23 protein-coding genes are annotated in these 23,318 nt (G+C 67.1%); 12 read left to right on the top strand and 11 right to left on the bottom strand.

Annotated elements, in window-relative coordinates; all coding sequences use genetic code 11:
- The first annotated feature begins 34 nt into the window (after positions 1 to 34).
- The 3 genes from argE (at position 35) to ACPUER_RS22505 (ending at position 2,945) form a co-directional block, all read left to right on the top strand.
- Positions 35 to 1,255 (top strand): acetylornithine deacetylase, encoded by a 1,221-nt coding sequence (gene argE, locus ACPUER_RS22515; RefSeq protein ID WP_175961045.1) that lies wholly within the window; start codon positions 35 to 37, stop codon positions 1,253 to 1,255.
- Between the two features lie 60 nt (positions 1,256 to 1,315).
- On the top strand, positions 1,316 to 2,335 hold the full coding sequence (locus ACPUER_RS22510) for a threonine/serine dehydratase (RefSeq protein WP_072437137.1): 1,020 nt from the start codon (positions 1,316 to 1,318) through the stop codon (positions 2,333 to 2,335).
- Positions 2,336 to 2,480: 145 nt separating this feature from the next.
- Positions 2,481 to 2,945, top strand: coding sequence for a DUF3574 domain-containing protein (locus ACPUER_RS22505; RefSeq protein ID WP_425132150.1), 465 nt, complete (start codon positions 2,481 to 2,483; stop codon positions 2,943 to 2,945).
- An 84-nt stretch (positions 2,946 to 3,029) separates the two neighbouring features.
- Here the strand turns inward: ACPUER_RS22505 and ACPUER_RS22500 are convergent, their stop codons facing one another.
- Entirely contained in the window at positions 3,030 to 5,552 is a 2,523-nt protein-coding gene (locus ACPUER_RS22500; protein WP_425132149.1) for a penicillin-binding protein 1A, read from the bottom strand.
- 442 nt (positions 5,553 to 5,994) lie between these two features.
- Between ACPUER_RS22500 and ACPUER_RS22495 the strand changes: the two genes are divergently transcribed.
- From ACPUER_RS22495 to ACPUER_RS22480, 4 genes are all read left to right on the top strand, one after another.
- The gene (locus ACPUER_RS22495; protein ID WP_059233905.1) at positions 5,995 to 6,675 is read left to right on the top strand and encodes a PspA/IM30 family protein; all 681 of its coding nucleotides are present in this window, start codon (positions 5,995 to 5,997) and stop codon (positions 6,673 to 6,675) included.
- Between the two features lie 89 nt (positions 6,676 to 6,764).
- Positions 6,765 to 7,931, top strand: a complete 1,167-nt coding sequence (locus ACPUER_RS22490) for a tetratricopeptide repeat protein (RefSeq protein ID WP_310141116.1) — start codon at positions 6,765 to 6,767, stop codon at positions 7,929 to 7,931.
- A gap of 221 nt (positions 7,932 to 8,152) precedes the next feature.
- Positions 8,153 to 8,584 carry a large conductance mechanosensitive channel protein MscL gene (mscL, locus tag ACPUER_RS22485; protein ID WP_175961053.1) on the top strand — a complete coding sequence of 144 codons (432 nt, stop codon included), beginning with the start codon at positions 8,153 to 8,155 and terminating at the stop codon, positions 8,582 to 8,584.
- A gap of 337 nt (positions 8,585 to 8,921) precedes the next feature.
- On the top strand, positions 8,922 to 9,368 hold the full coding sequence (locus ACPUER_RS22480; protein WP_027784713.1) for a hypothetical protein: 447 nt from the start codon (positions 8,922 to 8,924) through the stop codon (positions 9,366 to 9,368).
- Positions 9,369 to 9,434: 66 nt separating this feature from the next.
- Here the strand turns inward: ACPUER_RS22480 and ACPUER_RS22475 are convergent, their stop codons facing one another.
- Complete coding sequence (locus ACPUER_RS22475; RefSeq protein WP_175961055.1) at positions 9,435 to 10,328, bottom strand: NAD(P)-dependent oxidoreductase; 894 nt, start codon at positions 10,326 to 10,328, stop codon at positions 9,435 to 9,437.
- A 135-nt stretch (positions 10,329 to 10,463) separates the two neighbouring features.
- Between ACPUER_RS22475 and ACPUER_RS22470 the strand changes: the two genes are divergently transcribed.
- The gene (locus ACPUER_RS22470; protein WP_011549586.1) at positions 10,464 to 10,673 is read left to right on the top strand and encodes a dodecin; all 210 of its coding nucleotides are present in this window, start codon (positions 10,464 to 10,466) and stop codon (positions 10,671 to 10,673) included.
- A gap of 217 nt (positions 10,674 to 10,890) precedes the next feature.
- Positions 10,891 to 11,820: a LysR substrate-binding domain-containing protein gene (locus ACPUER_RS22465; protein WP_006478550.1), complete on the top strand. Its 930-nt coding sequence runs from the start codon at positions 10,891 to 10,893 to the stop codon at positions 11,818 to 11,820.
- Between the two features lie 93 nt (positions 11,821 to 11,913).
- Here ACPUER_RS22465 and ACPUER_RS22460 read toward each other — a convergent pair whose 3' ends face one another.
- Positions 11,914 to 13,326, bottom strand: coding sequence for an 8-oxoguanine deaminase (locus tag ACPUER_RS22460; protein WP_425132148.1), 1,413 nt, complete (start codon positions 13,324 to 13,326; stop codon positions 11,914 to 11,916).
- Positions 13,327 to 13,845: 519 nt separating this feature from the next.
- Between ACPUER_RS22460 and uraH the strand changes: the two genes are divergently transcribed.
- Both uraH and ACPUER_RS22450 read left to right on the top strand, forming a co-directional pair.
- Positions 13,846 to 14,199, top strand: a complete 354-nt coding sequence (uraH, locus tag ACPUER_RS22455; protein WP_011352401.1) for a hydroxyisourate hydrolase — start codon at positions 13,846 to 13,848, stop codon at positions 14,197 to 14,199.
- Between the two features lie 54 nt (positions 14,200 to 14,253).
- Positions 14,254 to 15,447 carry a urate hydroxylase PuuD gene (locus ACPUER_RS22450; protein ID WP_072437131.1) on the top strand — a complete coding sequence of 398 codons (1,194 nt, stop codon included), beginning with the start codon at positions 14,254 to 14,256 and terminating at the stop codon, positions 15,445 to 15,447.
- Positions 15,448 to 15,539: 92 nt separating this feature from the next.
- Here ACPUER_RS22450 and ACPUER_RS22445 read toward each other — a convergent pair whose 3' ends face one another.
- Both ACPUER_RS22445 and ACPUER_RS22440 read right to left on the bottom strand, forming a co-directional pair.
- Positions 15,540 to 15,950, bottom strand: coding sequence for an ACT domain-containing protein (locus ACPUER_RS22445; protein WP_425132147.1), 411 nt, complete (start codon positions 15,948 to 15,950; stop codon positions 15,540 to 15,542).
- Positions 15,951 to 16,088: 138 nt separating this feature from the next.
- On the bottom strand, positions 16,089 to 16,493 hold the full coding sequence (locus ACPUER_RS22440) for a RidA family protein (protein WP_175961061.1): 405 nt from the start codon (positions 16,491 to 16,493) through the stop codon (positions 16,089 to 16,091).
- A gap of 152 nt (positions 16,494 to 16,645) precedes the next feature.
- Here ACPUER_RS22440 and ACPUER_RS22435 point away from each other — a divergent pair, with 152 nt between their 5' ends.
- Entirely contained in the window at positions 16,646 to 17,611 is a 966-nt protein-coding gene (locus tag ACPUER_RS22435; protein WP_175961062.1) for a LysR family transcriptional regulator, read from the top strand.
- A gap of 80 nt (positions 17,612 to 17,691) precedes the next feature.
- Here the strand turns inward: ACPUER_RS22435 and ACPUER_RS22430 are convergent, their stop codons facing one another.
- The 6 genes from ACPUER_RS22430 to ACPUER_RS22405 form a co-directional block, all read right to left on the bottom strand.
- Entirely contained in the window at positions 17,692 to 18,204 is a 513-nt protein-coding gene (locus ACPUER_RS22430; protein WP_175961064.1) for an ureidoglycolate lyase, read from the bottom strand.
- Complete coding sequence (gene alc / locus ACPUER_RS22425) at positions 18,201 to 19,214, bottom strand: allantoicase (protein WP_175961067.1); 1,014 nt, start codon at positions 19,212 to 19,214, stop codon at positions 18,201 to 18,203. The genes ACPUER_RS22430 and alc overlap by 4 nt, the downstream gene beginning before the upstream one ends.
- A gap of 62 nt (positions 19,215 to 19,276) precedes the next feature.
- Entirely contained in the window at positions 19,277 to 19,798 is a 522-nt protein-coding gene (uraD, locus tag ACPUER_RS22420) for a 2-oxo-4-hydroxy-4-carboxy-5-ureidoimidazoline decarboxylase (RefSeq protein WP_175961069.1), read from the bottom strand.
- Positions 19,795 to 20,748, bottom strand: a complete 954-nt coding sequence (puuE, locus tag ACPUER_RS22415; RefSeq protein WP_425132146.1) for an allantoinase PuuE — start codon at positions 20,746 to 20,748, stop codon at positions 19,795 to 19,797. Before puuE ends, uraD begins: the two co-directional genes overlap by 4 nt.
- Before the next feature lie 148 nt (positions 20,749 to 20,896).
- Positions 20,897 to 21,688, bottom strand: a complete 792-nt coding sequence (locus ACPUER_RS22410) for an aspartate/glutamate racemase family protein (RefSeq protein WP_425132145.1) — start codon at positions 21,686 to 21,688, stop codon at positions 20,897 to 20,899.
- Positions 21,689 to 21,698: 10 nt separating this feature from the next.
- Positions 21,699 to 23,183, bottom strand: a complete 1,485-nt coding sequence (locus ACPUER_RS22405; protein ID WP_175961073.1) for an NCS1 family nucleobase:cation symporter-1 — start codon at positions 23,181 to 23,183, stop codon at positions 21,699 to 21,701.
- Positions 23,184 to 23,318 lie beyond the last annotated feature (135 nt).

Raw genomic sequence — 23,318 nt, 5'->3', positions numbered from 1 at the left:
TATGATTTTCCCATTCATCAGACGGAGTTTTGCCATGTCCACTCTCGACGCGACGGCGCCGTCCGCCGCAACCCAAGGCGACGCATCGCTGATCGGCCTGCCCTGGGTCAAGCAACTGGTGTCGATGGACACGACGAGCCGCGTGCCGAATCTCGGCCTGATCGAAACGGTGCGCGACGCGCTCGCCGCGAAAGGCATCGCGTCGACGATCACGCACGATCCGCGCGAAGGCTGGGCAAACCTGTTCGCGACGGTGCCCGCGCACGACGGCTCGACGAACGGCGGCATCGTGCTGTCCGGGCATACCGACGTCGTGCCGGTCGACGGCCAGCAATGGGACAGCAACCCGTTTGCGCCGGAAATCCGCGACGGCCGCCTGTACGGCCGCGGCACTTGCGACATGAAGGGTTTCATCGGCACGGCGCTCGCGCTATTGCCCGAAATGCAGGCGACGAAGCTCGCGAAGCCGATCCATTTCGCACTCTCCTACGACGAGGAAATCGGCTGCGCGGGCGCGCCGCTGATGATCGCCGACCTCGTCAAGCGCGGCGTGCAACCGTCCGGCTGCATCGTCGGCGAGCCGACCAGCATGCGGCCGATCATCGCGCACAAGGGCATCAACGCGTACCGCTGCTGCGTGCGCGGCCACGCGGCGCATTCGTCGCTGACGCCGAAGGGGCTCAACGCGATCGAGTACGCGGCGCGCCTCATCTGCCACATCCGCGACATCGCCGAGCGCTTCCGCGCCGAAGGCCCGTTCGACGAGCTGTACGACGTGCCGTTCACGACCGCGCAGACGAGCACGATCCAGGGCGGCAACGCGATCAACACGGTGCCGGCCGAATGCCGGTTCGACTTCGAGTTCCGCAACCTGCCGACGCTCGATCCCGAGCAGATCTTCACGCGCATCGAAGCGTATGCGCAGCAAACGCTGCTGCCGCAGATGCTTCGCGAGCATCCGAATGCCGCGATCGAGTTCTCGAAGATCGCCGCGGCGCCCGGCCTCGACGCGACCGAACAGGCCGCGATCACGCAGCTCGTGCGCGCATTGACCGCCGACCAGGACAAGCGCAAGGTCGCGTACGGCACCGAAGCCGGCCTGTTCGAACGCGCGGGCATCCCGAGCGTCGTGTGCGGGCCCGGCAATATCGAGCAGGCGCACAAGCCGAACGAATATGTCGAGCTCGCGCAGCTCGCCGGCTGCGAGCAGTTCCTGCGCAAGTTCATCCGCAGCATGTCGGTCGACGCGCACTGACTGCCTCCCGCCACGCCGGCCCGCGTGTGCGGGCCGGCCCACTCCGCCACCCGCCACGTCATGTCGACTGAACAGCAGGGCACTGCCCATACGACGATCGACGGCGAGCCGATTCCGACGCTCGACGAAATCGCCGCGCAGCATTTCGCGTTGTCGCCCTGGGTCGCGCGAACGCCCGTGTTCGAACGCGCCGACCTGCCGTCCCTCGAGGGCACGCACGTCAACTTCAAGTTCGAACTGCTGCAGGCAAGCGGCAGCTTCAAGGCGCGCGGCGCATTCACGCACCTGCTCGCGCTCGACGAGGCACGCAAGGATGCCGGCGTCACCTGCGTGTCGGCCGGCAATCATGCGGCAGCCGTCGCGTATGCGGCGATGCGGCTCGGCAGCAGTGCGAAGGTCGTGATGTTCCATACCGCGAGCCCGTCGCGCATCGCGCAGTGCAAGCAGTACCGCGCGGAAGTCGTGCTCGCGGGCAGCGCATCGCAGGCGTTCGATCTCGTGCGGCGGATCGAGGCCGAGGAAGGCCGCTTCTTCATCCATCCGTTCAACGGCTATCACACGATCCTCGGCACCGCGACGCTCGGCTACGAATGGGCGACGCAGACGCCCGACCTCGACGCGGTGATCGTGCCGATCGGCGGCGGCGGGCTCGCGGCCGGCATGGCGACCGCGCTGCGGCTCGCGAATCCGCGCGTGCACGTGTATGGCGTCGAACCGGAAGGCGCCGACGCGATGAGCCGCAGCTTCGCGGCGAATCACACGATCAAGATGAGCGCGATGCAGACGATCGCCGATTCGCTGATGGCGCCGCACACCGAGGAATACAGCTACCAGCTGTGCCGGCGCCACGTCGACCGCATCGTGACCGTGTCCGACGACGCGCTGCGCGCCGCGATGCTGTTCCTGTTCTCACACCTGAAGCTGTCGGTCGAACCGGCTTGCGCAGCCGCGCTCGCCGCGCTGCTCGGCCCGCTGCGCGAAACGCTGCAGGGCAAGCGCGTCGGCGTGCTGCTGTCGGGCACGAACACCGACCCCGGCACGCTCGGCATGCATCTCGCGCACGCGAAACGGCAGCACTGACCGCGCGCCAGGCGCCAGCGAACCGACCTAGGGTTATCCCCAGATTATGTTGACAGCCCTGTTGATAACCCGCCGAACAAGCACGCAAGTGGTTGAGCGCGCAGCGTTTTGCGCGCACGGAGGTCGTCGGACGCGAAATGAGCAAATGCGGCCGCTATGGGCTGCAATGTGGCGGCGCCGCGCGCGGCCGCTGATCGCCGCCGTGGCGATCGCGCTGCTCGCCGGTTGCGCGGCGCCACCCTCGCCCGTCGCCGGCGCGCAGCCGGCCTGCACGCAGCCGGGCGCGAGCCGCATGTTGCAGGCCGACCTGCTGTTCGGACGCGACATCGCGGGACGCGGCCCCGTCACCGATGCGGAACGCGCCGCGTTCCTCGCCGACACCGTCACGCCGCGCTTCCCCGACGGCTTCACGTACTGGGACACGCACGGCCAATGGCGCGATCGCGCGACCGGCAACATCACACGGGAACAGAGTTTCGTGATCCGTATCATCGCCGACGATACGCCCGACACGCACGCGCGGCTCGCCGCGATCCGGCACGCGTACGCGGAGCGGTTCCATCAGGAGTCGGTCGGCATCACGTTCGTGCCGGCCTGCGCGTCGTTCTGATTCGGCTTCTCCCGTTGCCGGCCACGCGCAAAAAAAACGGGCGCCCGAAGGCGCCCGTCGCGTGCCGGAACAGCGGCGTACCGCTTACTTGTTCTCGAACATGTCCATGATCTGCTGCTTCTCCTGCGGCGTGACGGGCGGCGGCGTGAGCCCTGCCGCGCCGGCCGAGCCGAGTGCATCGTTCGCGCTGATCGCATTCTCGGCCGGATTGATGTCGACGTTCCCGACGAAGCCGTTGCCCGGCGTGCGATCGGCGTAGAACAGCTCCCCGTCGAGCGAGGTCAGGCCATCCGGCATCGGCATCTGCTGCTCCGGCACGCCGTTCAGCGCGGTGCGCATGTAATTCACCCAGATCGGCAGCGCAAGCTGCGCGCCGAATTCGCGGCTGCCCAGGCTCTTCGGCTGATCGAAGCCCATCCACGCGACCGCGACGAGCGACTGCTGGTAGCCGGCGAACCAGCCGTCCTTCGCGTCGTTCGTCGTACCCGTCTTGCCCTGCAGGTCGCTGCGGCCCAGTGCGTTGGTGCCCGCACCCGTGCCGGCCGTCGCGACCGTATGCAGCAGGCTGTTCATCACGTACGCGTTGCGGCCTTCGATCGTGCGCGGCGCGGTGCTGCCCGCGATCACCGGTTGCGACTTCTGCAGTGCCTGGCCGCGCGCGTCGTCGACTTCGGCGATCAGGTACGGATCGACCTTGTAGCCGCCGTTCGCGAACACCGCGTAGCCGGTCGCGAGCTGCAGCGGCGTCACGAGGCCCGCGCCGAGCGCCATCGGCAGGTACGGCGGCGTCTTCGCGGGATCGAAGCCGAAGCGCTGCGTCACGTACTGCTGCGCATACTGCGTGCCGATCGATGCGAGGATCCGGATCGACACGAGGTTCTTCGAGCGCTGCAGGCCGGTGCGCATCGTCATCGGGCCGTCCGGCTGGTCGTCGTCCTTCGGCTCCCACGCGGCGCCGCCCGGCACGCTCGGCGGGAAGTACAGCGGCGCGTCGTTGATGATCGTCGCCGGCCCGAGGCCCTTGTCGAGCGATGCCGAATAGATGAACGGCTTGAACGACGAGCCCGGCTGCCGCCATGCCTGCGTCACGTGGTTGAACTTGCTCTTGTTGAAGTCGAAGCCGCCGACGAGCGAGCGGATCGCGCCGTCCTGCGGCGCGATCGCGACGAGCGCGCCTTCGACCTGCGGCAGCTGCACGACCTGCCAGCCCGTCTTGCCGTCCTTCAGCACGCGCACGATCGAGCCCGGCTTGATGCGCAGCGCGTTGTTCGCGCGGGGCCCGAGCGCGGCCGACACGAAGCGCAGCCCGGCCGGGCCGATCGTCGTCGTCGCGCCGCCGACGAACTGCACCTCGACCGCGTTCGGCGAGGCCGACAGCACGACCGCCGACTGCAGGTCGCCGTTGTCCGGGTGATCGGCGAGCGCATCGTCGATCGCCTCGTCGCGGTCGTCGCCGGCCGCGGGCAGGTTGATCGACGCTTCCGGCCCGCGATAGCCGTGGCGGCGCTCGTAGTCGAGAATGCCGCGACGCACGGCCTGGTACGCGGCTTCCTGGTCGGCCGAGTTGATCGTCGTCGTGACGGTCAGCCCGCGCGTGTAGGTTTCGTCCTTGTACTGCTGGTACATCATCTGCCGCACCATCTCGGCGACGTACTCGCCGTGCACCGCGTACTGGTTGCCCGGCGTGCGCACGTGGATCTCTTCCTTCACGGCCGCGTCGTACTGCGGCTGCGTGATGTAGCCGACCTCGAGCATGCGCTTCAGGATGTATTCCTGGCGCACCTTCGCGCGCTTCGGATTCACGACCGGGTTATACGCGGACGGCGCCTTCGGCAGCCCCGCGAGCATCGCCGCTTCCGCGAGCGTGATGTCCTTCAGGTCCTTGCCGAAGTACACCCGCGCGGCGGCCGCGAAGCCGTACGAGCGCTGGCCGAGATAGATCTGGTTCATGTACAGCTCGAGGATCTGGTCCTTCGTCAGGGCCTTCTCGATCTTGTACGCGAGCAGCATCTCGTAGATCTTGCGCGTGTAGGTCTTCTCGCTCGACAGGAAGAAGTTGCGCGCGACCTGCATCGTGATCGTGCTCGCGCCCTGGCGCGCGCCGCCGTGCATCAGGTCGGCGACGCCCGCCCGCAGGATGCCGACGAAATCGACGCCGCCGTGCTCGTAGAAGCGGTAGTCCTCGATCGCGAGCACGGCCTTCTTCATCACGTCCGGAATGTCCTGGAAGCGCACGAGGCTGCGGCGCTCCTCGCCGAACTCGCCGATCAGCACGTGATCGGCCGTGAACACGCGCAGCGGCACCTTCGGCTGGTAGTTGGTAAGCGCATCGAGCGACGGCAGTTGCGGCGCCATCACGACCAGCGCGTAGCCGACGATCAGCGCGCCGACGATCGCCAGCGTGACGAACAGGCCGACGAACCACAGCGCGACGCGCGAGCCGAACGAGCGACGGCCACCGCCGCCGCTGCGCTGTGCACGGCGGTCGTCGTTGCGATGGTCGCGATCGTCGTCATCGGGGTAATAGGCTCCGGACGGCGAACGGCGCAGCGTGTAGTGGGGTTCGTTCCTGTCGGAAGAAGAAGGTGGTCGTTTGATAATTGGCATGTCGGAATGGCGGGCGTACGTGGCGCCCTCGGACGCATGCGGAAATGCAAGCGGATGGATCAGAGCGGTGCATCGAGATGCGACTGTCACGTCGACAGACCCCGCCGCGCGGCGATCCGTTCCCGCGACGTGACAGCGCATTTTAATGAAATCGACCGGGTGCCTTCGCGATTTTTTGTAAAAATTCCCGCAACGCCGTGATTTGCGGAACGTATTGTCGGCATCCTCGGCCTATCATGGACACGCAATATGGCGCGCGCGGCCGATTTTCTTTCAATCGCGAAAGGTTTGTCATCCCGATACGCAAGCCGCTTGAACTCACGCGTTTAAGCCGTATTTAAGTGAACCGGTGGTGTAATATCCGCCGGCTCACGCGGGTCGCAACCGGCCCGCGGCGGGCATTGCCGCGGTCACGCGGTGCCTTTCAACCACGGAGGATTTCATGTCGCTTTTCGACTCTGTTTCGCGCACGATCAAAGGCCTGCTGAACGATGCGGCCGATTCGGTACAGGATCCGTCGCGCGACGCACGGCAGATCGTGCGGGAGCTCGACGACAGCATCGGTCGTGCCGAGAATTCGCTGATCGAGATCGAGGCACAGGTCGCGACCCAGCGCAGCAAGCGCGATGCGGCCGACGACAAGGTGAAGAAGTACGAAGACGGCGCGAAGCGCGCGCTGCAGTCCGGCGACGAAGCGCTCGCACGCGAGGCACTGGCCGCGCAGTCGAACGCGGAAGCCGAGCGCGACGCGCTCGCGGCCGAGCTGACGACGCTCGAGCCGTCGGTCGACAAGCTGAAGGGGCAGATCGCCGACATGCGCCAGCGCCGCAACGACCTGAACGCGCGCTCGAACATCCTGCAGGCCAAGCAGGAAATCGCGCAGGCGAAGGATGTCGCGGCCAGCGCCCTGGGCGGCATCGGCGGCAAGAACCTGTCCGAGGATTTCCAGAAGCTCGAGGACAAGGTCGCGCTGCAGAACGCACGCTCGGACGCGCGCCTCAATTCGGCCGACACGTCGAGCGGCAAGGCGCTCGACGACAAGCTCGCCGCGCTGAACAAGGGCCCGTCGGTCGAGGATCGCCTCGCCGCGCTGAAGAAGCAGCTCGACACGCCCGCGCAGTAACGGCAAACGCGGGCAACCGCGCCGCGGGCCGTCCGGGCCCGCGGCGCGAACCGATCGTCAGGAGACGGGCGCGAGCGCCCGGTTCGACCATGAAGAAATCTCTCGCCGCACTCGGCCTCTCGCTGATGCTGCTGTCGTCCGCCGCGTTTGCGGTACCGTCGCTGCAGCAGGTCGAGCAGTCGATCGCGCAGCGTAACTGGCAACAAGCCGACACGCAGCTGTCGCAAGTCATCGACGCCCATCCGAACAACGCGCACGCGCGTTACCTGTATGCGCAGGTGCTGGACCGCGAAGGCCGCGCGTCCGACGCGCTCGCGCAACTGCAGCGTGCGAAGTCGCTCGATCCGCAATTGCGCTTCACCGACGCGTCGCGCTTCGCGCAGACCGAGTCGCGCATTCGCGCCGACGCCGCACGCGTGAGCGGCAACGCGCCATCGGCCACACAGGCCGGCACGCTGCAGCCGTCGCTCGCGCCCGCCGTCGCGCCGGCCGAAAAACACGGCCCGTCGACCGGCATGTGGATCGGCCTCGGGCTGATCGTCGCGGTGATCGCGCTGGTGCTGCGCTGGACGCTGCGGCGCGCACGCACGGCCGACAACAGCCGCGCCGACGACGAACGCCGCACGCAGCTCAAGCGTGCGACCGACGTACTGAACGACATCCGTCCGCTGAAACTCGACGCGAAGCTGTCGACGGCGCCCGGCGCCGCGGCGCTGACGGGCGAACTCGAAGCGATCGAGACCGACGCGCGCACGCTCGTCGAGGCGCTGGCGAACGGCAAGAATCCGGTGCCGCCGTATCAGGTCGACGAACTCGAACAGCGTCATGCGAGCGTGAAGGCACGCGTCGAAGGCCGACCCGATCCGGCCGCGCAACCCGCGCCGCCGGCGAACGGCAGCGGCTCCGTATACGCGCAGGAAGCCGATCGCATGACGGGCGCGCAGGGCCAGCCGTATCCGCAGCAGCCCTACCCGCAACAGCAGCCGCCTGTCGTGATCCAGCAAGGCGGCGGCGGTTTCGGCGGCGGAATGGGCGGGCTGCTGACCGGCGTGCTGCTCGGCGAGGCGATGTCCGGCGGCCGCGAGCGCGTGGTCGAACGCGACGTGATCGTCGACGGCGAGCGCCGCCGGCAGGATGCCGACCCGGGCTTCGACCTCGGCCACGGCGACGCGTCGAACTGGAGCGACGGCAGCAGCGGCAACGGCAACGTCGATCTCGGCAGCAACGACGACGGCTGGACGGACGACAACACCTGACCTCCCGCAGCGCGTCGACGCGCTGCAATGCACGCCACGCTCCCCTGCACGACCGGCCGCGCCGACGCGCGGATTTGTCAATCATTTCAAGATGGACTACCGGCAATGGGGAGCGTTCGCTATCATGCGGCCATCGGCGTGCCACCGACCCTCATTCGACGCAATGCGAACCTGCGCGTCGCGGCTCGCCTCCCCTCGCACCAACCAGGAGAAAGCCGCTCATGAGCATTATCAAGGAATTCAAGGAGTTCGCCGTCAAGGGCAACGTGATGGATCTCGCCGTCGGCGTGATCATCGGCGGCGCCTTCTCGAAGATCGTCGACTCGGTCGTGAAAGACCTCATCATGCCGGTCATCGGCTTGCTGACGGGCGGCCTGGATTTCTCGAACAAGTTCGTTCTGCTCGGCACCATCCCCCCGACGTTCAAGGGTAATCCCGATTCGTTCAAGGACCTGCAGGCCGCCGGCGTCGCCGCGTTCGGCTACGGCTCGTTCATCACGGTGGCGATCAATTTCGTCATCCTCGCGTTCATCATTTTCCTGATGGTGAAATTCATCAACAAGCTGCGCAAGCCGGACGAAGCCGCGCCGGCCGCGACGCCAGAAGACACCGTGCTGCTGCGCGAGATCCGCGATTCGCTCAAGCAGCGCTGATCGCCGATCGCCCCGCCTGCCAGGCCCGCCCCGTGCGGGCCTTTTTATTGCGCGTGCCGTGCACCGCCCGCCGCCTGCGGCCTATCTCACTTTTTTGTGACGCGCGAATGCACGCACGGGGAAAGCGGGTCTATGATGGAGACTAAACGACAGTACGGGCGCCAAGACGCTGGCTGTGTCGATCAGGGCGAGCAGGTCGACGGGAGACATTGATCGTCGTACTGCACGAATGCAGCATTTTCGTGTGCTATAAAGGATCGACATGCGGCGTACATAGCCGGGAGTGGGTCGCATGAAAGTGCCGCATTTCTTGCAATTGTTTTTGAGGCGAGTGTTTATGTCCTTCCCGAAAAAACGTCGGCGTGCCCAACAGGATGGCCAGGAGTCATTCCTTGCGGTGTTGCGTCACTCGAAACCTTTCGCCCAGCTCGACACCAAGATTGCCCGCGCCCGTGCGCAGGACGAACCCGTCCTCTACGCGCATGTGCTGCCCGGTCTCGACGTGCTCCTGTGCAGCGTGCGCGGCGCACAGCCGCCCTATCCGGCCATCGCCGAGCTGCGCAAGCGCTGCATCGAATCGATCGCCAACGCGCTCGAGCAGCCGCTGGACGGCCTCGAGAACGGCGGGTACTGGTACGAAGCGAACGGCTTCGGCTTCCTGGTATTCGCGAGCCGGGCACGCGCGCGCATCCTGCCCGAGTTTGGTGCAGGCACGAAAGCGAGCCTGCGCGGCGGGCTCGGTCGCCAGAATGCCGGCGACACGACACCACGCTCCCTCGGCTGAACCGCCAGTCATTCGATGGGCCGCCTCCGGGCGGCCCATCTGCCATTCACGCGCCCCGCTTGCTCGTCACACCGCCTGCCGACGCCCGTTGCCGGGCCGCACGATGTCGATGAACGCGGCGAAATCGGCGCCGGCGAGCCCCTGCGCGGCGCCGAGCCGCAGCACCTGCTGCACGGTGGCCGACACGGGCATCACCGCGCCCGTGTCGCGCGCCGCGTCGGCGATCGCGTCGACGTCCTTCTGGAACGTGCTGAGCGCGCCGATCGACGCGTGACCACCCGACGTCATGCGCGGCACGAACGTCTGCAGCAGCACCGAATCGGCCCAGCCGCCGGCCAGCGCCTCGGCCAGCCGCGCGGCGTCGATGCCGCTCGCCTGCGCCAGGCCGACGGCCTCGGCGATCGCGGTCACCGTCGCGGTGACGATCGCCTGGTTGCACAGCTTCGCCGTCTGGCCCGCGCCCGCGTCGCCCATGTGCGTGATGCGCGACGCGTACGTGCCGATCAGCGGCCGCACCGCGTCGAGATCGGCCGCGCGGCCGCCGGCCATCACCGCGAGCGTGCCGGCCTGCGCGCCCGGCACGCCGCCCGACACGGGCGCATCGACCCAGCCGGCGCCGAGCGCGGCCGCGCGCGCCGCGTAGTCGCGCGTCGCGGCAGGCGGAATGCTCGAATGATCGACGATGCGCCGCAAGCGGCGCGCCGCCGCGTCACCGGAAAGCAGCCCGTGCTCGCCGAACACGACGTCGCCGACCGCGCGCCCGTCGAGCACACAGACGAATACCGTATCGACGCGTTCCGCCAGTTCGCGCGGCGTGCCGACCACCTGCGCGCCGTCCTTCACGAGCGCCTCGGCCTTGTCGCGCGAGCGATTCCACACGCTGACCCGGTGCCCGGCCGCCAGCAAATGCCGAATCATCGGCGCGCCCATCAATCCCGGTCCGCAAAATCCGACTTCCACGATGTTCCTCGTCTCCGATATGGGTTGCACTTGCCGCCCATCATACCTATCACTCAAGAAGCCGGGCACGCGCGGCGCCGCCTCGGGACCGCAGCTTGCACCGGCGATATAGACCGATATCCCAGGGAGCGCATCATGAGCGACCACGTGTACAAGCTGATCGAACTGACCGGTTCGTCGCAGCAATCGAGCGACGACGCCATCCGCAACGCGATCTCGAAGGCCGGCAAGACGCTGCACAACCTGCACTGGTTCCAGGTGACCGAAACGCGCGGCCACATCGAAGGCGACCAGGTCGTTCACTGGCAGGTCACGCTGAAGGTCGGCATGCGCATCGACGACTGACGCAGCCGCCGCATCACACGCCGCGCCGCGATCCGAATACGCGCAACGCGTATCCGCGCGGCGCCGCGCGCCCCGCGTCCCCGTTCAGGCCCCTTGTCGCGGCCCGGCCGGCGGGTGCCTGCGGGTATCCATCTCTTGACGCTGATTTTCGTTCATATTAAAAACGATATACCCACAGTACCCCTCGATCAGCCTGGACATATAACCCGGAGAAATCATGAGTCAGCAACGCGAGGCGATCGACACGTACCTCTTGCGCGTCTTGCACACCTTGTTGATGGAGCGCAGCGTCACGCGCGCGGCCGTCAAACTGAACCAGTCGCAACCGGCGATCAGCGCCGCGCTGCGGCGCCTGCGCGACATTACCGGCGATCCGCTGCTGGTGCGCGGCAAATCCGGCATGGTGCCGACCGAATACGGGCTGCGTCTGCTCGAGCCCGTGCAGAATGCGCTGCGTGAAATCGAGCGCATCAAGTTCCAGCAGCACAACTTCGACCCGGCCACGTCAATCCGCTGCTACCGGATCGGCTGCCCCGACTACCTGAACGTGCTGTTCGTGCCGACCGTCGTCGAGCGCTTCCGCCTGGCCGCGCCGAACGCAACGCTCGAGTTTCACTCGCTCGGCCCCGCGTTCGACTACGAACTCGCGCTGGAAGACGGCAAGCTCGACATCGTCGTCGGCAACTGGCCCGAACCGCCCGAGCAGCTGCACCTGTCGAACCTGTTCGTCGACGAGATCGTCTGCCTGATGAGCAACACGCACCCGTTCGCGAAGCGCGGCGGGCTCACGCTCGACCAGTACCTGAACGCGCCGCATCTCGCGCCGACGCCGTACTCGGTCGGCCAGCGCGGCGCGATCGACGTGCATCTTGCGCGCGAACGGCTCAAGCGCCACGTGGTCGTCACGCTGCCGTACTTCAACCTCGCGCCGTACGTGCTCGTGAAGTCCGACCTGATCTTCACGACCACGCGCCTGTTCGCCGATCACTACGCGAAGTTCCTGCCGCTGTCGGTCGTGCCGGCGCCGCTCGACTTCCCGCCGATGCAGTACTACCAGCTGTGGCACGAGCGCTGCCACTACTCCGACGAAGTGCGCTGGCTGCGCAGCCTCGTTGCCGAAGCCACCCGCACGCTGATCGAGGCGTAACGGCACACGCCGCCCGCGCCGTCGCGGCGCGGTGACGGCCAGCAGCTGGCGGCACGCCCGGCAAGGCGGCCGCCGTATCGCTTCAGGCTTCGTTCAGCGCGATGCGTCGACCAATGCATGCGCGAGCGCGTTATGGCGCTCGATGACGGGCGGCAGATCGAGCGTCGCCAACCGCCCTTCCCGCACCACCACCTTCCCGTTCACCACCGTGTACGCCGTCTGCGACGGCGCGCAGAACACGAGCGCCGCGACCGGATCGTGCAGCGCCCCCGCGAACAGCGGCTGACGCAGGTCGAACGCCGCGAAGTCCGCGGCCATGCCGGGCTTCAACGCGCCGATATCGTCGCGGTTCAGCACCTTCGCGCCGCCGAGCGTCGCGATCTCGAGCGCTTCGCGCGCGGTCATCGCATCGGGCCCGAAACCGACCCGCTGCAGCAGCAGCGCCTGTCGCACTTCCCCGACCATCTGCGCGCCGTCGTTCGACGCGGAGCCGTCGACGCCGAGACCGACCGGCACGCCCGCGAGACGCATCTTCTTCACCGGCGCGATACCCGACGCGAGCCGCATGTTCGAGCACGGACAGTGCGCGACGCCCGTGCCGGTGCGCGCGAACAGTCCGATGCCCGCATCGTCGAGCTGCACGCAGTGCGCATGCCATACGTCGTGGCCGACCCAGCCGAGATCTTCCGCATATTCGGCGGGTGTCATCCCGAACTTCTCGCGGCTGTATGCGATATCGTTGACGTTCTCCGCCAGGTGCGTGTGCAGCGACACGCCGTACTCGCGCGCGAGCACGGCCGCGTCGCGCATCAGGTCGCGGCTCACCGAAAACGGCGAGCATGGCGCGACCACCACGCGCAGCATCGCGTAGCGGCCTTCGTCGTGATAGGTCTCGATCAGGCGCTGCGTGTCGCGCAGGATATCGGGTTCGCGCTCGACGACCGAATCGGGCGGCAGCCCGCCATCGCGCTGGCCGACGCTCATCGCGCCGCGGCTCGCGTGAAAGCGCATGCCGATTCGCTGCGCGGCGCCGATGCTGTCGTCGAGCCGGCTGCCGTTCGGGTAGATGTACAGGTGGTCGCTCGACGTCGTGCAGCCCGACTGCAGCAGCTCGGCCATCGCAGTGAGCGTCGACACCTCGATCATCTCGGGCGTCAGGTGCGCCCAGATCCGGTACAGGTTCGTGAGCCAGCCGAACAGCTCGGCGTTCTGCGCGGCCGGCACCGCGCGCGTGAGGCTCTGGTACATGTGGTGGTGCGTGTTCACGAGCCCCGGGATCACGAGGTGGCCGCGCAGGTCGAGCACTTCGTCGGCCGTGTCGGGCAGCTCGTCGGTCGGGCCGACCGCGACGATCCGGTTGTCTTCGATGTAGAGCCCCGCGTCGCGCAATTCGCGGCGCGTGTCGTCCATGGTCACGAGCACGTCGGCGTGCTTGACCAGCAGGGTTTTCGGGCGGGATGGGGATGGGTTCGGCGCGCGTGCGCCGGCGTGCTGCTCGAGGTTCATGCGTTCTCCGCGTCGGTCTGCTCCCAGGGGCTGATCCTGGGGGCGGTCACAAAGCCGTTCGAACGCTGAATCGCGGCACGCCCCGGTGCCTGCGTCCGTTCGAACGCCCTGGCCCGGTTACCCGGCGTGCTCGCCGTCTTCGGGGTACGCGCGGGCCACAGGCCGACGCGCACGGCGGGAGGATCGCCCAAGCACGCGCGGCGCACAATGCGCGACCCCGAATACCGCACTTCACGGTTCCGATATGGTACGCCGCGCGCGCTTGGTCCGTCCTGCCGCCGGATGCCCGAAACGCCCGCTGGAAGCCCTGTCGGCGTGCCGTCGACAGCCGCTTATGCGCGGCGCATTATCTTTGATATCGCGCCCGTATTTGCGCAGGGAACCTTTTTACAATGCCTGCACGGCGCTCGCTTCACCTCGCCGACGGGTATGTAGCCACGTGACGTGGAGCCTCGATCCGCCGCACAGTCAATGGATCGAGTCGCCGCCGAACCTCGCATTCACACAAGGACTCAACGAATGGGAAAGCTCACTACCCACGTACTCGATACGGCGCACGGTCGTCCCGGCGCCGCAATCAAGGTCGACCTCTACGCGCTGGACGGCGAATCGCGCCGCGCGATCAAGACCGTGCTGACCAATAGCGACGGCCGCTGCGACGAACCCCTGCTCGAAGGCGCCGCGCTCGCCGCCGGCGAATACGAACTCGTGTTCCATGCCGGCGACTACTTCGCGTCGCTCGGCGTGAAGGTGCCCGAACCCCGTTTCGTCGACCGCGTCGTGCTGCGCTTCGGCATCGCCGACACCGGCTCGCACTACCACGTGCCGCTGCTCGTGTCGCCTTGGTCGTACAGCACCTATCGCGGCAGCTGACATACGCATCGGCGCCCGCATCAAAGACAAACGATCTGAGTCTGGAGGAGTTTCATGGAAGGCTTCATCACCGACTGGCTGAACCTCGCGCTGCGATGGCTGCACGTCATCGTCGCCATCGCGTGGATCGGCGAGTCGTTCTATTTCGTCGCGCTCGACAACAGCCTGAAACCGCCGACCGACCCGAACCAGCGCAAGCGCGGGGTATTCGGCGAACTGTGGCACGTCCACGGCGGCGGCTTCTACAACATGCAGAAGTACACGGTCGCCCCGCCGGAAATGCCGGATGACCTGCACTGGTCGAAGTGGCCGTCGTACACGACCTGGCTGTCGGGCTTCTCGCTGTTCTTCGTGCTGTACCTGCTCGCGCCGAACACGTACCTGATCGACAAGAGCGTGCTCGACATGGGCCCGGTCGTCGCCGTCGCATCCGCGCTCGGCTTCCTCGCAGCCGGCTGGATCGTCTACGACTCGCTGTGCCGCATCCTCGGCACCAACGACCGCGTGCTCGGCATTTGCGTCGGCCTCTACGTCGTCGTCGCAGCGTACCTCGCGTGCCACATCTTCTCGGGCCGTGCCGCGTACCTGATCGTCGGCGCGATGCTCGCGACGATCATGTCGGCGAACGTGTTTTTCGTGATCATCCCCGGCCAGCGCAAGATGGTCGACAAGATGCTCAAGGGCGAAGAGCCGAACCCGATCTACGGCAAGCGCGGCAAGCAGCGCTCGGTGCACAACACGTACTTCACGCTGCCCGTCGTGTTCGCGATGCTGTCGAACCACTATGCGATGACGTACACGAACAAGTTCAACTGGATCGTGCTCGTGCTGATCATGCTGGCCGGCGCGCTGATCCGCCAGTTCTTCGTGATGCGTCACCGCGGCAAGCAGCTGTGGTACCTGCCGATCGGCGGCGTCGCGCTGCTGTCGGGCGCGCTGGTGTGGACGATGCCGAAGCCGGTCGCACCGGAAGCGCAGGCCGCCAACGCGCCGAAGATCGTGATCAACGACATCATGCCGATCCTGCAGCAGCGCTGCGTCGAGTGCCACTCGTCGAAGCCGACGCTGATGGGCAGCGCGCCCGCGGGCGTGCTGTTCGATACGCCGGACGAAGTGTCGAAGAACGCGCAGCGCATCTACGAACAGGCCGTGCGCCTGAAGGCGATGCCGATCGGCAACGTCACGCACATGACCGACGACGAGCGGACGAAGCTCGCCGCCTGGTTCGAGGGCGGCGCGGTCAAGTAAGCCGCCGTGCGCCGGTTGCCGGCGCAATCCTCTCCGTTCGCGGGCCCGGTGACGGGCCCGTTTTTTTTTGCGTGTTCCGAATGCGCCACGCGCTAGCCGTGCATCGCGTCGCGCTGCAGCGCGACGAGCGCCTCGAGGGCGCGGGGGCCGTCGTCGAACGGCACGAAGATGTGATCGTGGTACGCGGCCGCCATCACGTTGCAACTGATCCCGGCCGCGCCGAGCGCCCCCGCGAACGCCGCGGTGAGGCCGACTGCCGCGAGATCGGAATGCACGGTCAGCGTGATCCACGCGGCGCGGAACAGCACGGGCCAGCCGTGACGCACGGCCACCTCCTCGCCGACGACGACCGTCAGCCCTTTCGCTTCGCGTAACGTCGCGATTGTTTCGGATAACGATACGTCCGCATCGGTCGGCAGCGAGACAAACGCGAACGCGCCCGGATGCAGTTCGGGTTGCATCGTGCGCAGCAGGATCGCGAGGTCGTTTTCAGGTTGGCTCATCGGAGGAACACGTCCAGCTCCGGACGTCGTGCGGTGGCGATGCGGGCACGATAGCACGCGCGATGACGGCGCCATGCACGCACCGCCGCGACTTCGTCCGCAAGCCAGCCTCGGAACGCGGGGGCGCTGCCGGTCACCTCACCCGTCGACGAATTCCGGCAGCCGCGCGATCGCCTTGATCTCGAACTGGAAGCCGTACAGCCAGGTCACGCCGACGGCGGTCAGCGTCGGATGCGGCGCATCGCCCCAGTACTCGGGGACGATCTCCCAGATCCGCTCGAACGTCGCTTCGGGGTCGACGAGGAACACCGTCACGTCGACGACATCGTCGAACGTGCAGCCGGCCGCACGCAGCACCGCGTTCAGGTTGTCGAACGCGCGGCGAACCTGCGCGCCCAGCTCCGGCTCGGGCGAACCGTCGTCGCGGCTGCCGACCTGCCCCGACACGAACAGGAAACCGTTCGAGCGCAGCGCCGGCGAATAGCGGTTGCGCTCGTACAGCGCCTGGCGACCGGGCGGAAAAACTACGCTACGCTTTGCCATCCAACACCTCCATCAGTCAGTGGGGCGAAGCCGCCCCTGCATCAACGATGAAGGCACTTTAATGACCGTCGCCCGGCGGATAAACCGGCAACCCTGTCCAACACTGTTTGCGCGCCCCAAACAATTTCCGACCGACGCGGAGCCCTGACCCGATGGATCGATTCGACGCAATGCAGGCGTTCGCCCGCGTAGTGGAAGCCGGCAGCTTCACGAAGGCGGCCGAGACGCTGCACATGAGCCGCACCACCGTCACGCAACTGGTGCAGCAGCTCGAAGCGCGGCTGCGCGTGAAGCTGTTCAACCGCACGACGCGCAAGGTCGTCGTCACCGCCGACGGCGCCGCGTACTACGAGCGCGTGGTGCGGCTGCTGGCCGACATGGACGATGCCGAAACGAGCCTGTCCGCAGCGTCCGCGTCGCCCAGGGGGCGGCTGCGCGTGGACGTACCGAGCCCGTTCGCGCGCCTGATCCTGATCCCCGCGCTGCCGGCGTTCCATGCGCGCTACCCGGACATCCAGCTCGACATGGGCGTGAGCGACCGCGTGGTGGACGTGATCGGCGAGAACGTCGACTGCGTCGTGCGCGGCGGCGAACCGGCCGACCGTTCGCTGGTCGCGCGTCGCGTCGGCGACCTGCGGCTCGGCGTATACGCGTCGCCGGCCTATCTCGCGCGCGCCGGCACGCCGTCGCATCCGGCTGAACTGGAAGACACGCATCATCGGACCGTCGGTTTTCTGTGGGCGCGTACCGGCAAGGCGCTGCCGTTTGCGATGGAATGCGACGGCGAGCGCGTCGACGTGCGCGGGCGCTACGTGCTCGCCGTCGACGACGGCAATGCATACCTCGAGGCCGGCCTCGCCGGGCTGGGCATTCTGTGGCTACCCGACTACATGGCTGTCGCGCATCGCGAGCGCGGCGACCTGGTGCCGCTGTTCGAGGCGTGGCAACTCGAACCGATGCCGATGTACGTCGCGTTCCCGCCGAACCGGCACGTCAGCGCGAAGCTGCGCGTCTTCGTCGACTGGATCGCCGACCTGATGGCGCAGCATGCGCCGGTCGCGAACCGGCGTCGCGGCGGCAGCGGTTCGCGCGACACGGGCAAGGCTGTGCCGACCTGAATCGCGCATAAACGGCCGCACATAAAAAAACCGCGCAAGTTGCGCGGGTTTCGACAAGCTGGCGCGGAAACGCCGGCGACTCAGGCCGCCAGCGCGTGCAGCGCCTCGTCAGTGAGCCACAGCGATTCCTGCAGATCCTGCTCGTTGAGGTTCAGGCCGTCGCCGCCCCGGTCGACGACGATGAAATCGCTGACGCCGCCGAGCGCGATCAGCGGGTGATGCCACACGCCCTTCGCATAGTTGACGCCCTGCCAGCCGCTCGTCACGAACGCGCGGATCTTCGCCGGGTCGAGATCGCCCGCGGGCGCCACGACGACGAGATACGGCCGGTCGTTCAGCGGCACGAATGCCTGGCTGCCGAGCGGGTGCCGCTCGAGCATCTTCACTTCGAACGGCAGCGTGCGCGGCTGGCCTCGAAACAGGTTGACGAGCGTGCGGCCGTCTTCGTCGCTCACATCGACTTTCGCGAGATCGTGAAAACGGATCGTCGTGCCGAGGTTGATCGGGATCTGCTTCGCGCCTTCCGTCTCGATCACGTCGCCGAACGGCGCGAACGCCTCCCTGGTCAGCGGTTCGATAACAAGCGTCTTCATTTGTCGAGTGTCCCCCACAGACGCAGGCGCGACACGCCGCCGTCCGGAATGATGTTCAGTCGCACATGCGTGACGGGGCCGAGCGACGCGATGTCGGTTTCGAAGTAGTGCTGCTTGTCCATCTGCAGCTTCTGTTCGCCGAGCAGCACCGGCCAGAACATCGACTGCGTGATCAGCGAGCTGTCGGTGCCGCCCGACACATAGGCAGCCTGGATCGAGCAGCGATCCGGGTAGTTGCCCTTGAAGAACGCGGTATCGACTTCGATCTTGCGGATCACGCCCGGCTGCGCGAGCGCGATGATCGCCCAGTCGTTGCCCGGCTCGCGGCGGCGGCGGGTTTCCCAGCCGTCGCCCATGTTCACGCCGCGGCCCGGCAGCAGCAGGTTAGACGCGACGCCGAAGTGCTGGTTGTTCGCGGCCACGACATAACCTCCGTTTTCCATCGCGGCGAGATCGAACTGCTCGGTTGCGCTCGCGCCGGCCCAGTCGAGCTGCGGCTGGCCGTACACGCGCAGGCGCGCAATGCCGCCGTCCGGATAGATGTTCACACGCAGGTGCGTGAACGCGCGTGCGTCGCTCGCTTCGACGTAGTGATGGCTGTTGCCCTGCAGCGTCGTCGACGGCACGATCTCGACCCACTCGGTCGCATGCGTCGGCGCGCCGTCGGCCACGAAGGCGGCCTCGATCGACGCGGCCGGAGGGAAATTGCCGGTGAAATGGCTCGTGTCGATGTCGAAGCCCTTGATCACGCCCGGGCGCGCGAGCTTGACGATGCACCAGTCGTAGCCCGTCGTGCGCTTGCGGCGCGTTTCCCAGCCATCCATCCACTTGCCGTGGTCGTCGTACTTGCCGGGAATGAAGACGGCCGGCTCGGGGTTCAGCATCCGGTCCTTCGGCGCGAAGAAATCGTCGCTGGCTTCGAGCGCCTGCGCACCGAGACGCGGGTCGGCAAGATTCACGTAGCGCCGCGTGAATTCGGGTGCGTTGGGATCGAGAAGCGGAACAGCCATGATGTTTCCTTGTTTCAGTGATGCGATCCGGCCGCCGCGACGCAGCAGGCCGTATTGCGGTGTCAGGCGTCGATCAGGTCGTCGAGGCGGAAGCGCGCGATCCGGTAGATCTGGTCGAGGCTCGCGCGCAGTTCCTCGGTGCGCGAATGATTCACGCGCGACTCGAAGTTCGCGATGATGCCGTGCCGGTCATAGCCGCGCACGGCGAGGATGAACGGGAAGCCGAACTTCTCGCGATACGTGCGGTTCAGCGTCAGCAGCTTGTCGAACTCTTCCTGCGTGCACTGGTCGAGGCCCGCGCCGCTCTGCTCGCGCGTCGACTCGGCCGTCAGTTCGCCGCGCACGGCAGCCTTGCCGGCCAGCTCCGGGTGAGCGTTGATCAGCGCGAGCTGACGCGCTTCGCCGCCCGTTTCCACCGCGCCCGACATCGTCTTGTGCAGCGCGTCGATGCTCGCGAACGGCCGCTCGCCCGCGGCAACCTCGGCCACCCACGGCGAATGTTCGAAAATCCCCGATAGCGCCGCGACGAATGCGCTCGGCGCCATCGTGTTCAGTTGACTCAACGTGTAACGCATCGCCTTCATGCTTTCCCTTCGTTTCGATGACCGGGCCGATACGGATGATGTTCACGCCAGTGGCGCGCGATATCGACACGGCGCGTCACCCATACGCGATCGTGCTTCTCGATGTGATCGAGGAACCGCTGCAGCCCGCGGAACCGGCCCGGCCGGCCGAGCAGCCGGCAGTGCATGCCGATCGACAGCATCTTCGGCGCCTCGTCGCCCTCCGCATACAGCACGTCGAACGCGTCGCGCAGATAGTCGAAGAAATGATCGCCGGTGTTGAAGCCCTGCGGCGTCGCGAAGCGCATGTCGTTCGTGTCGAGCGTGTACGGGACGATCAGTTGCGGCGACGTGCCGCCGCCCGACACGGCGACGTCCATCCAGAACGGCAGGTCGTCGCCGTAGTTGTCGGAGTCGTACAGGAAGCCGCCGTATTCCGCGACCAGGCGGTGCGTATTGGGGCTGTCGCGGCCGGTATACCAGCCGAGCGGGCGCTCGCCCGTCACGCGCTCGATCGCCTCCATCCCGAGACGCATGTGTTCGGCCTCGAGTTCGGGCGTCATGCTCTGGTAATGGATCCAGCGCCAGCCGTGGCACGCGATCTCATGGCCGAGCTCGACGAACGCGCGCGCGAGCTCCGGGTGACGCTCGATCGCCATGCCGACGCCGAATACCGTCAGCGGCATCCCGCGCTTCTCGAATTCGCGCAGGATGCGCCACACGCCGGCCCGCGAACCGTATTCGTAGATCGACTCCATGCTCATGTGGCGGTCCGGATACGCGGCCGCGCCGACGATTTCGGACAGGAACTGCTCGGAGCCCGGATCGCCGTGCAGCACGCAGTTCTCGCCGCCTTCTTCGTAGTTCAGCACGAATTGCACGGCGACGCGGGCGCGCCCCGGCCAGTTCGCCTGCACGGGATGGCGGCCGTAGCCGATCAGGTCGCGAGGATAGTTGGGATCGAGTGACATGGTTCGAAGTGCGGCGAAAGTTCGCTGGAGTAATGGGTTCGCATCGACCGCGCGGGTGCCGCAGGGCGGCCGCGCGAGCCGATGCGATGACGGCCCAGTGTAGCGAAAACGTCCATACGCGCCCATACAGCGGCGCAGATAGTGCATGTCAGACGGTGTGTATGTGCGATTGCGGCAAATTCGGGACGGGTTCCGCCGCATCCCCGTCCGGCGGGCTGAAGCGGGCGAATGCGCCGTCGTAGCGCTTCGGCAGCGGCCGCGCGTAGTCGCCGCGCTTCGCGGTCGCGAGGCGCAGCGCAACGAGCGCCTCGGCCCACTTGACGGCCGCCGTAACGCCCTCGACCACCGGCGCGCCGATCTGCTGCTCGATCTCGTGCGCGAATTCGGCCATCCCCGCGCAGCCGAGCACGATCGCGTCCGCACCGCCCTCATCGAGCGCGCGCCGGCATTCGTCGACGATGATCCGGCGTGCGGCCGAGCCCGGCCGGTCGAGTTCGAGCACCGCGACGTCGGTCGCACGCACGTTGCGGCAGAACCGCTTCATTCCGTAGCGTTCGGCCAGGTGCCATGCCATCCCGCAGGTGCGCGCGAGCGTCGTGACGACCGAGAAGCCGGGCGCGAGCACGCTCGCCGCATGCATCGCGGCCTCGGCGATGCCGATCACCGGCCCGCGCGCAAGCTCGCGCGCCGCGTAGAGGCCGGGATCGCCGAAGCACGCGATCACGTACGCGTCGCAGCCGTCGCGCTCGCCCTGCGCGATCTCGGCGAGCAGCCCGGGCGTCGCGAGCGCCTCGTCGTAATACCCTTCGATCGACGGCGGCCCCATCGGCGGGCTCACCGCGACGATCTCCGTGCCGGCGGCCGCGACGTCGCGCGCGCAGCGGCCCATCGCGTCGGTCATCCGCTGCGTCGTATTCGGATTGATCAGCCGGATCTTCATCGCATGCTCCTCACGCCTTCGTGCTCACGAGCAACCGGTAGAACACGAAGCCGAGCCCCGCGCCGATGAACCACGAGAAGTTCGCGACGCCCTGCCAGCCCGGCACCATCACGCAGACGACCGCGATCACCGCTGCCGGCAGCAGCGCGGCGAGCGCACGACGGTTCACGCCGCCCGTGTACCAGTACGTGCCGCTTTCCGACATCGTGTACAGGTCGTCGCGAACGAGCCGGCCGCGCTTGACGAGATAGAAGTCGGCGATCAGCACGCCGTACAGCGGGCCGATGAACGCGCCGAGCACGTCGAGCGTGTAGTGGATCACGGCCGGGTTGTTGAACAGGTTCCACGGCGTGATGAAGATCGACGCGACGGCCGCGAGCATCCCGCCCGCGCGCCAGCTGATCAGGCGCGGCGCGACGTTCGAGAAGTCGAACGCGGGCGACACGAAGTTCGCGACGATGTTGATGCCGATCGTCGCGATCGTGAACGTCAGCGCGCCGAGGATCACCGCGGTCGGATGATCGATGCGGCCGACCGTCTCCACGGGATCGGTGATGAGTTCGCCGAACACCGGCAGGGTCGCGGCCGTCGTGATCACCGTGACGAGCGAGAACGCGAGGAAGTTGACGGGCAGCCCCCAGAAATTGCCGCGCTTCACTTCGCCGAACGAACGGCAGTAGCGCGAGAAATCGCCGAAGTTCAGCATCGGCCCGGAGAAGTACGACACGACCAGCGACACCGCCGTGATCATCACCGGGATCACTTGCGCGCCGTGATACTTGACGCCGCCGAGGTTGATGCCGATGTTGCGCCAGCCCGCGCGCCACACCATGTAGCCGGCGAGGATAAACATCACGACATAGACGGCCGGGCCCGCGAAGTCGATGAACTTCTTGATCGTCTCCATCCCGTTCCAGAACACGAACGCCTGCAGCACCCACAGCAGCATGAACCCGGCCCAGCCGACCGCGGACAGCCCGAGGAAGCCGTAGCGATGGACGTCCGCATACGGCAGCCATTGCGGGAAGAACTTCAGCACGACGATCACCAGCGCGCTCGATGCGAGGTAGGTCTGGATGCCGTACCACGCGATCGCGATCAGCCCGCGGATCACGGCCGGCACGTTCGCGCCGAGCACGCCGAACGTCGCGCGGCACGCGACCGGATACGGCACGCCGATCTGCTGGCTCGGCCGCGCGATCAGGTTGCACAGCAGGTTCACGATGCCGATCCCGACGATCAGCGCGATCAGCACCTGCCAGCTCGTCAGCCCGAGCGCGAACAGGCTGCCCGCGAACACGTAGCCGCCGACGCTGTGCACGTCCGACATCCAGAACGCGAAGATGTTGTAAGAGCCCCATGTCTGATTCTTCAGGGGTGCCAAATCTTCGTTGTACAGACGTTCGCTGTAACCGCCCGGCAGCGTCGGATCGCCGCCCTCGCCGCCTTCTTCCGCCGGATAGGCGCTGTCGTGCGCCACACTGAACTGAGCCATGACTTCTCCTTGACGCGGCCGGCCGGCCGCTCCACCGTCATCGATATCGCTCCGGATCGTCGCCCGGAGTCGGACCAGCGGCCCGCGGCGGACACCGCAGGCCTGCATTGCTCTCGTTCTGTGGCGCGCGGCCGG

Origin of the sequence: Burkholderia sp. DN3021 (genome assembly GCF_049805555.1) — a bacterium.
GTDB classification, from domain to species: domain Bacteria; phylum Pseudomonadota; class Gammaproteobacteria; order Burkholderiales; family Burkholderiaceae; genus Burkholderia; species Burkholderia pyrrocinia_C.
This window is presented reverse-complemented; position numbering and strand designations above follow the sequence as displayed.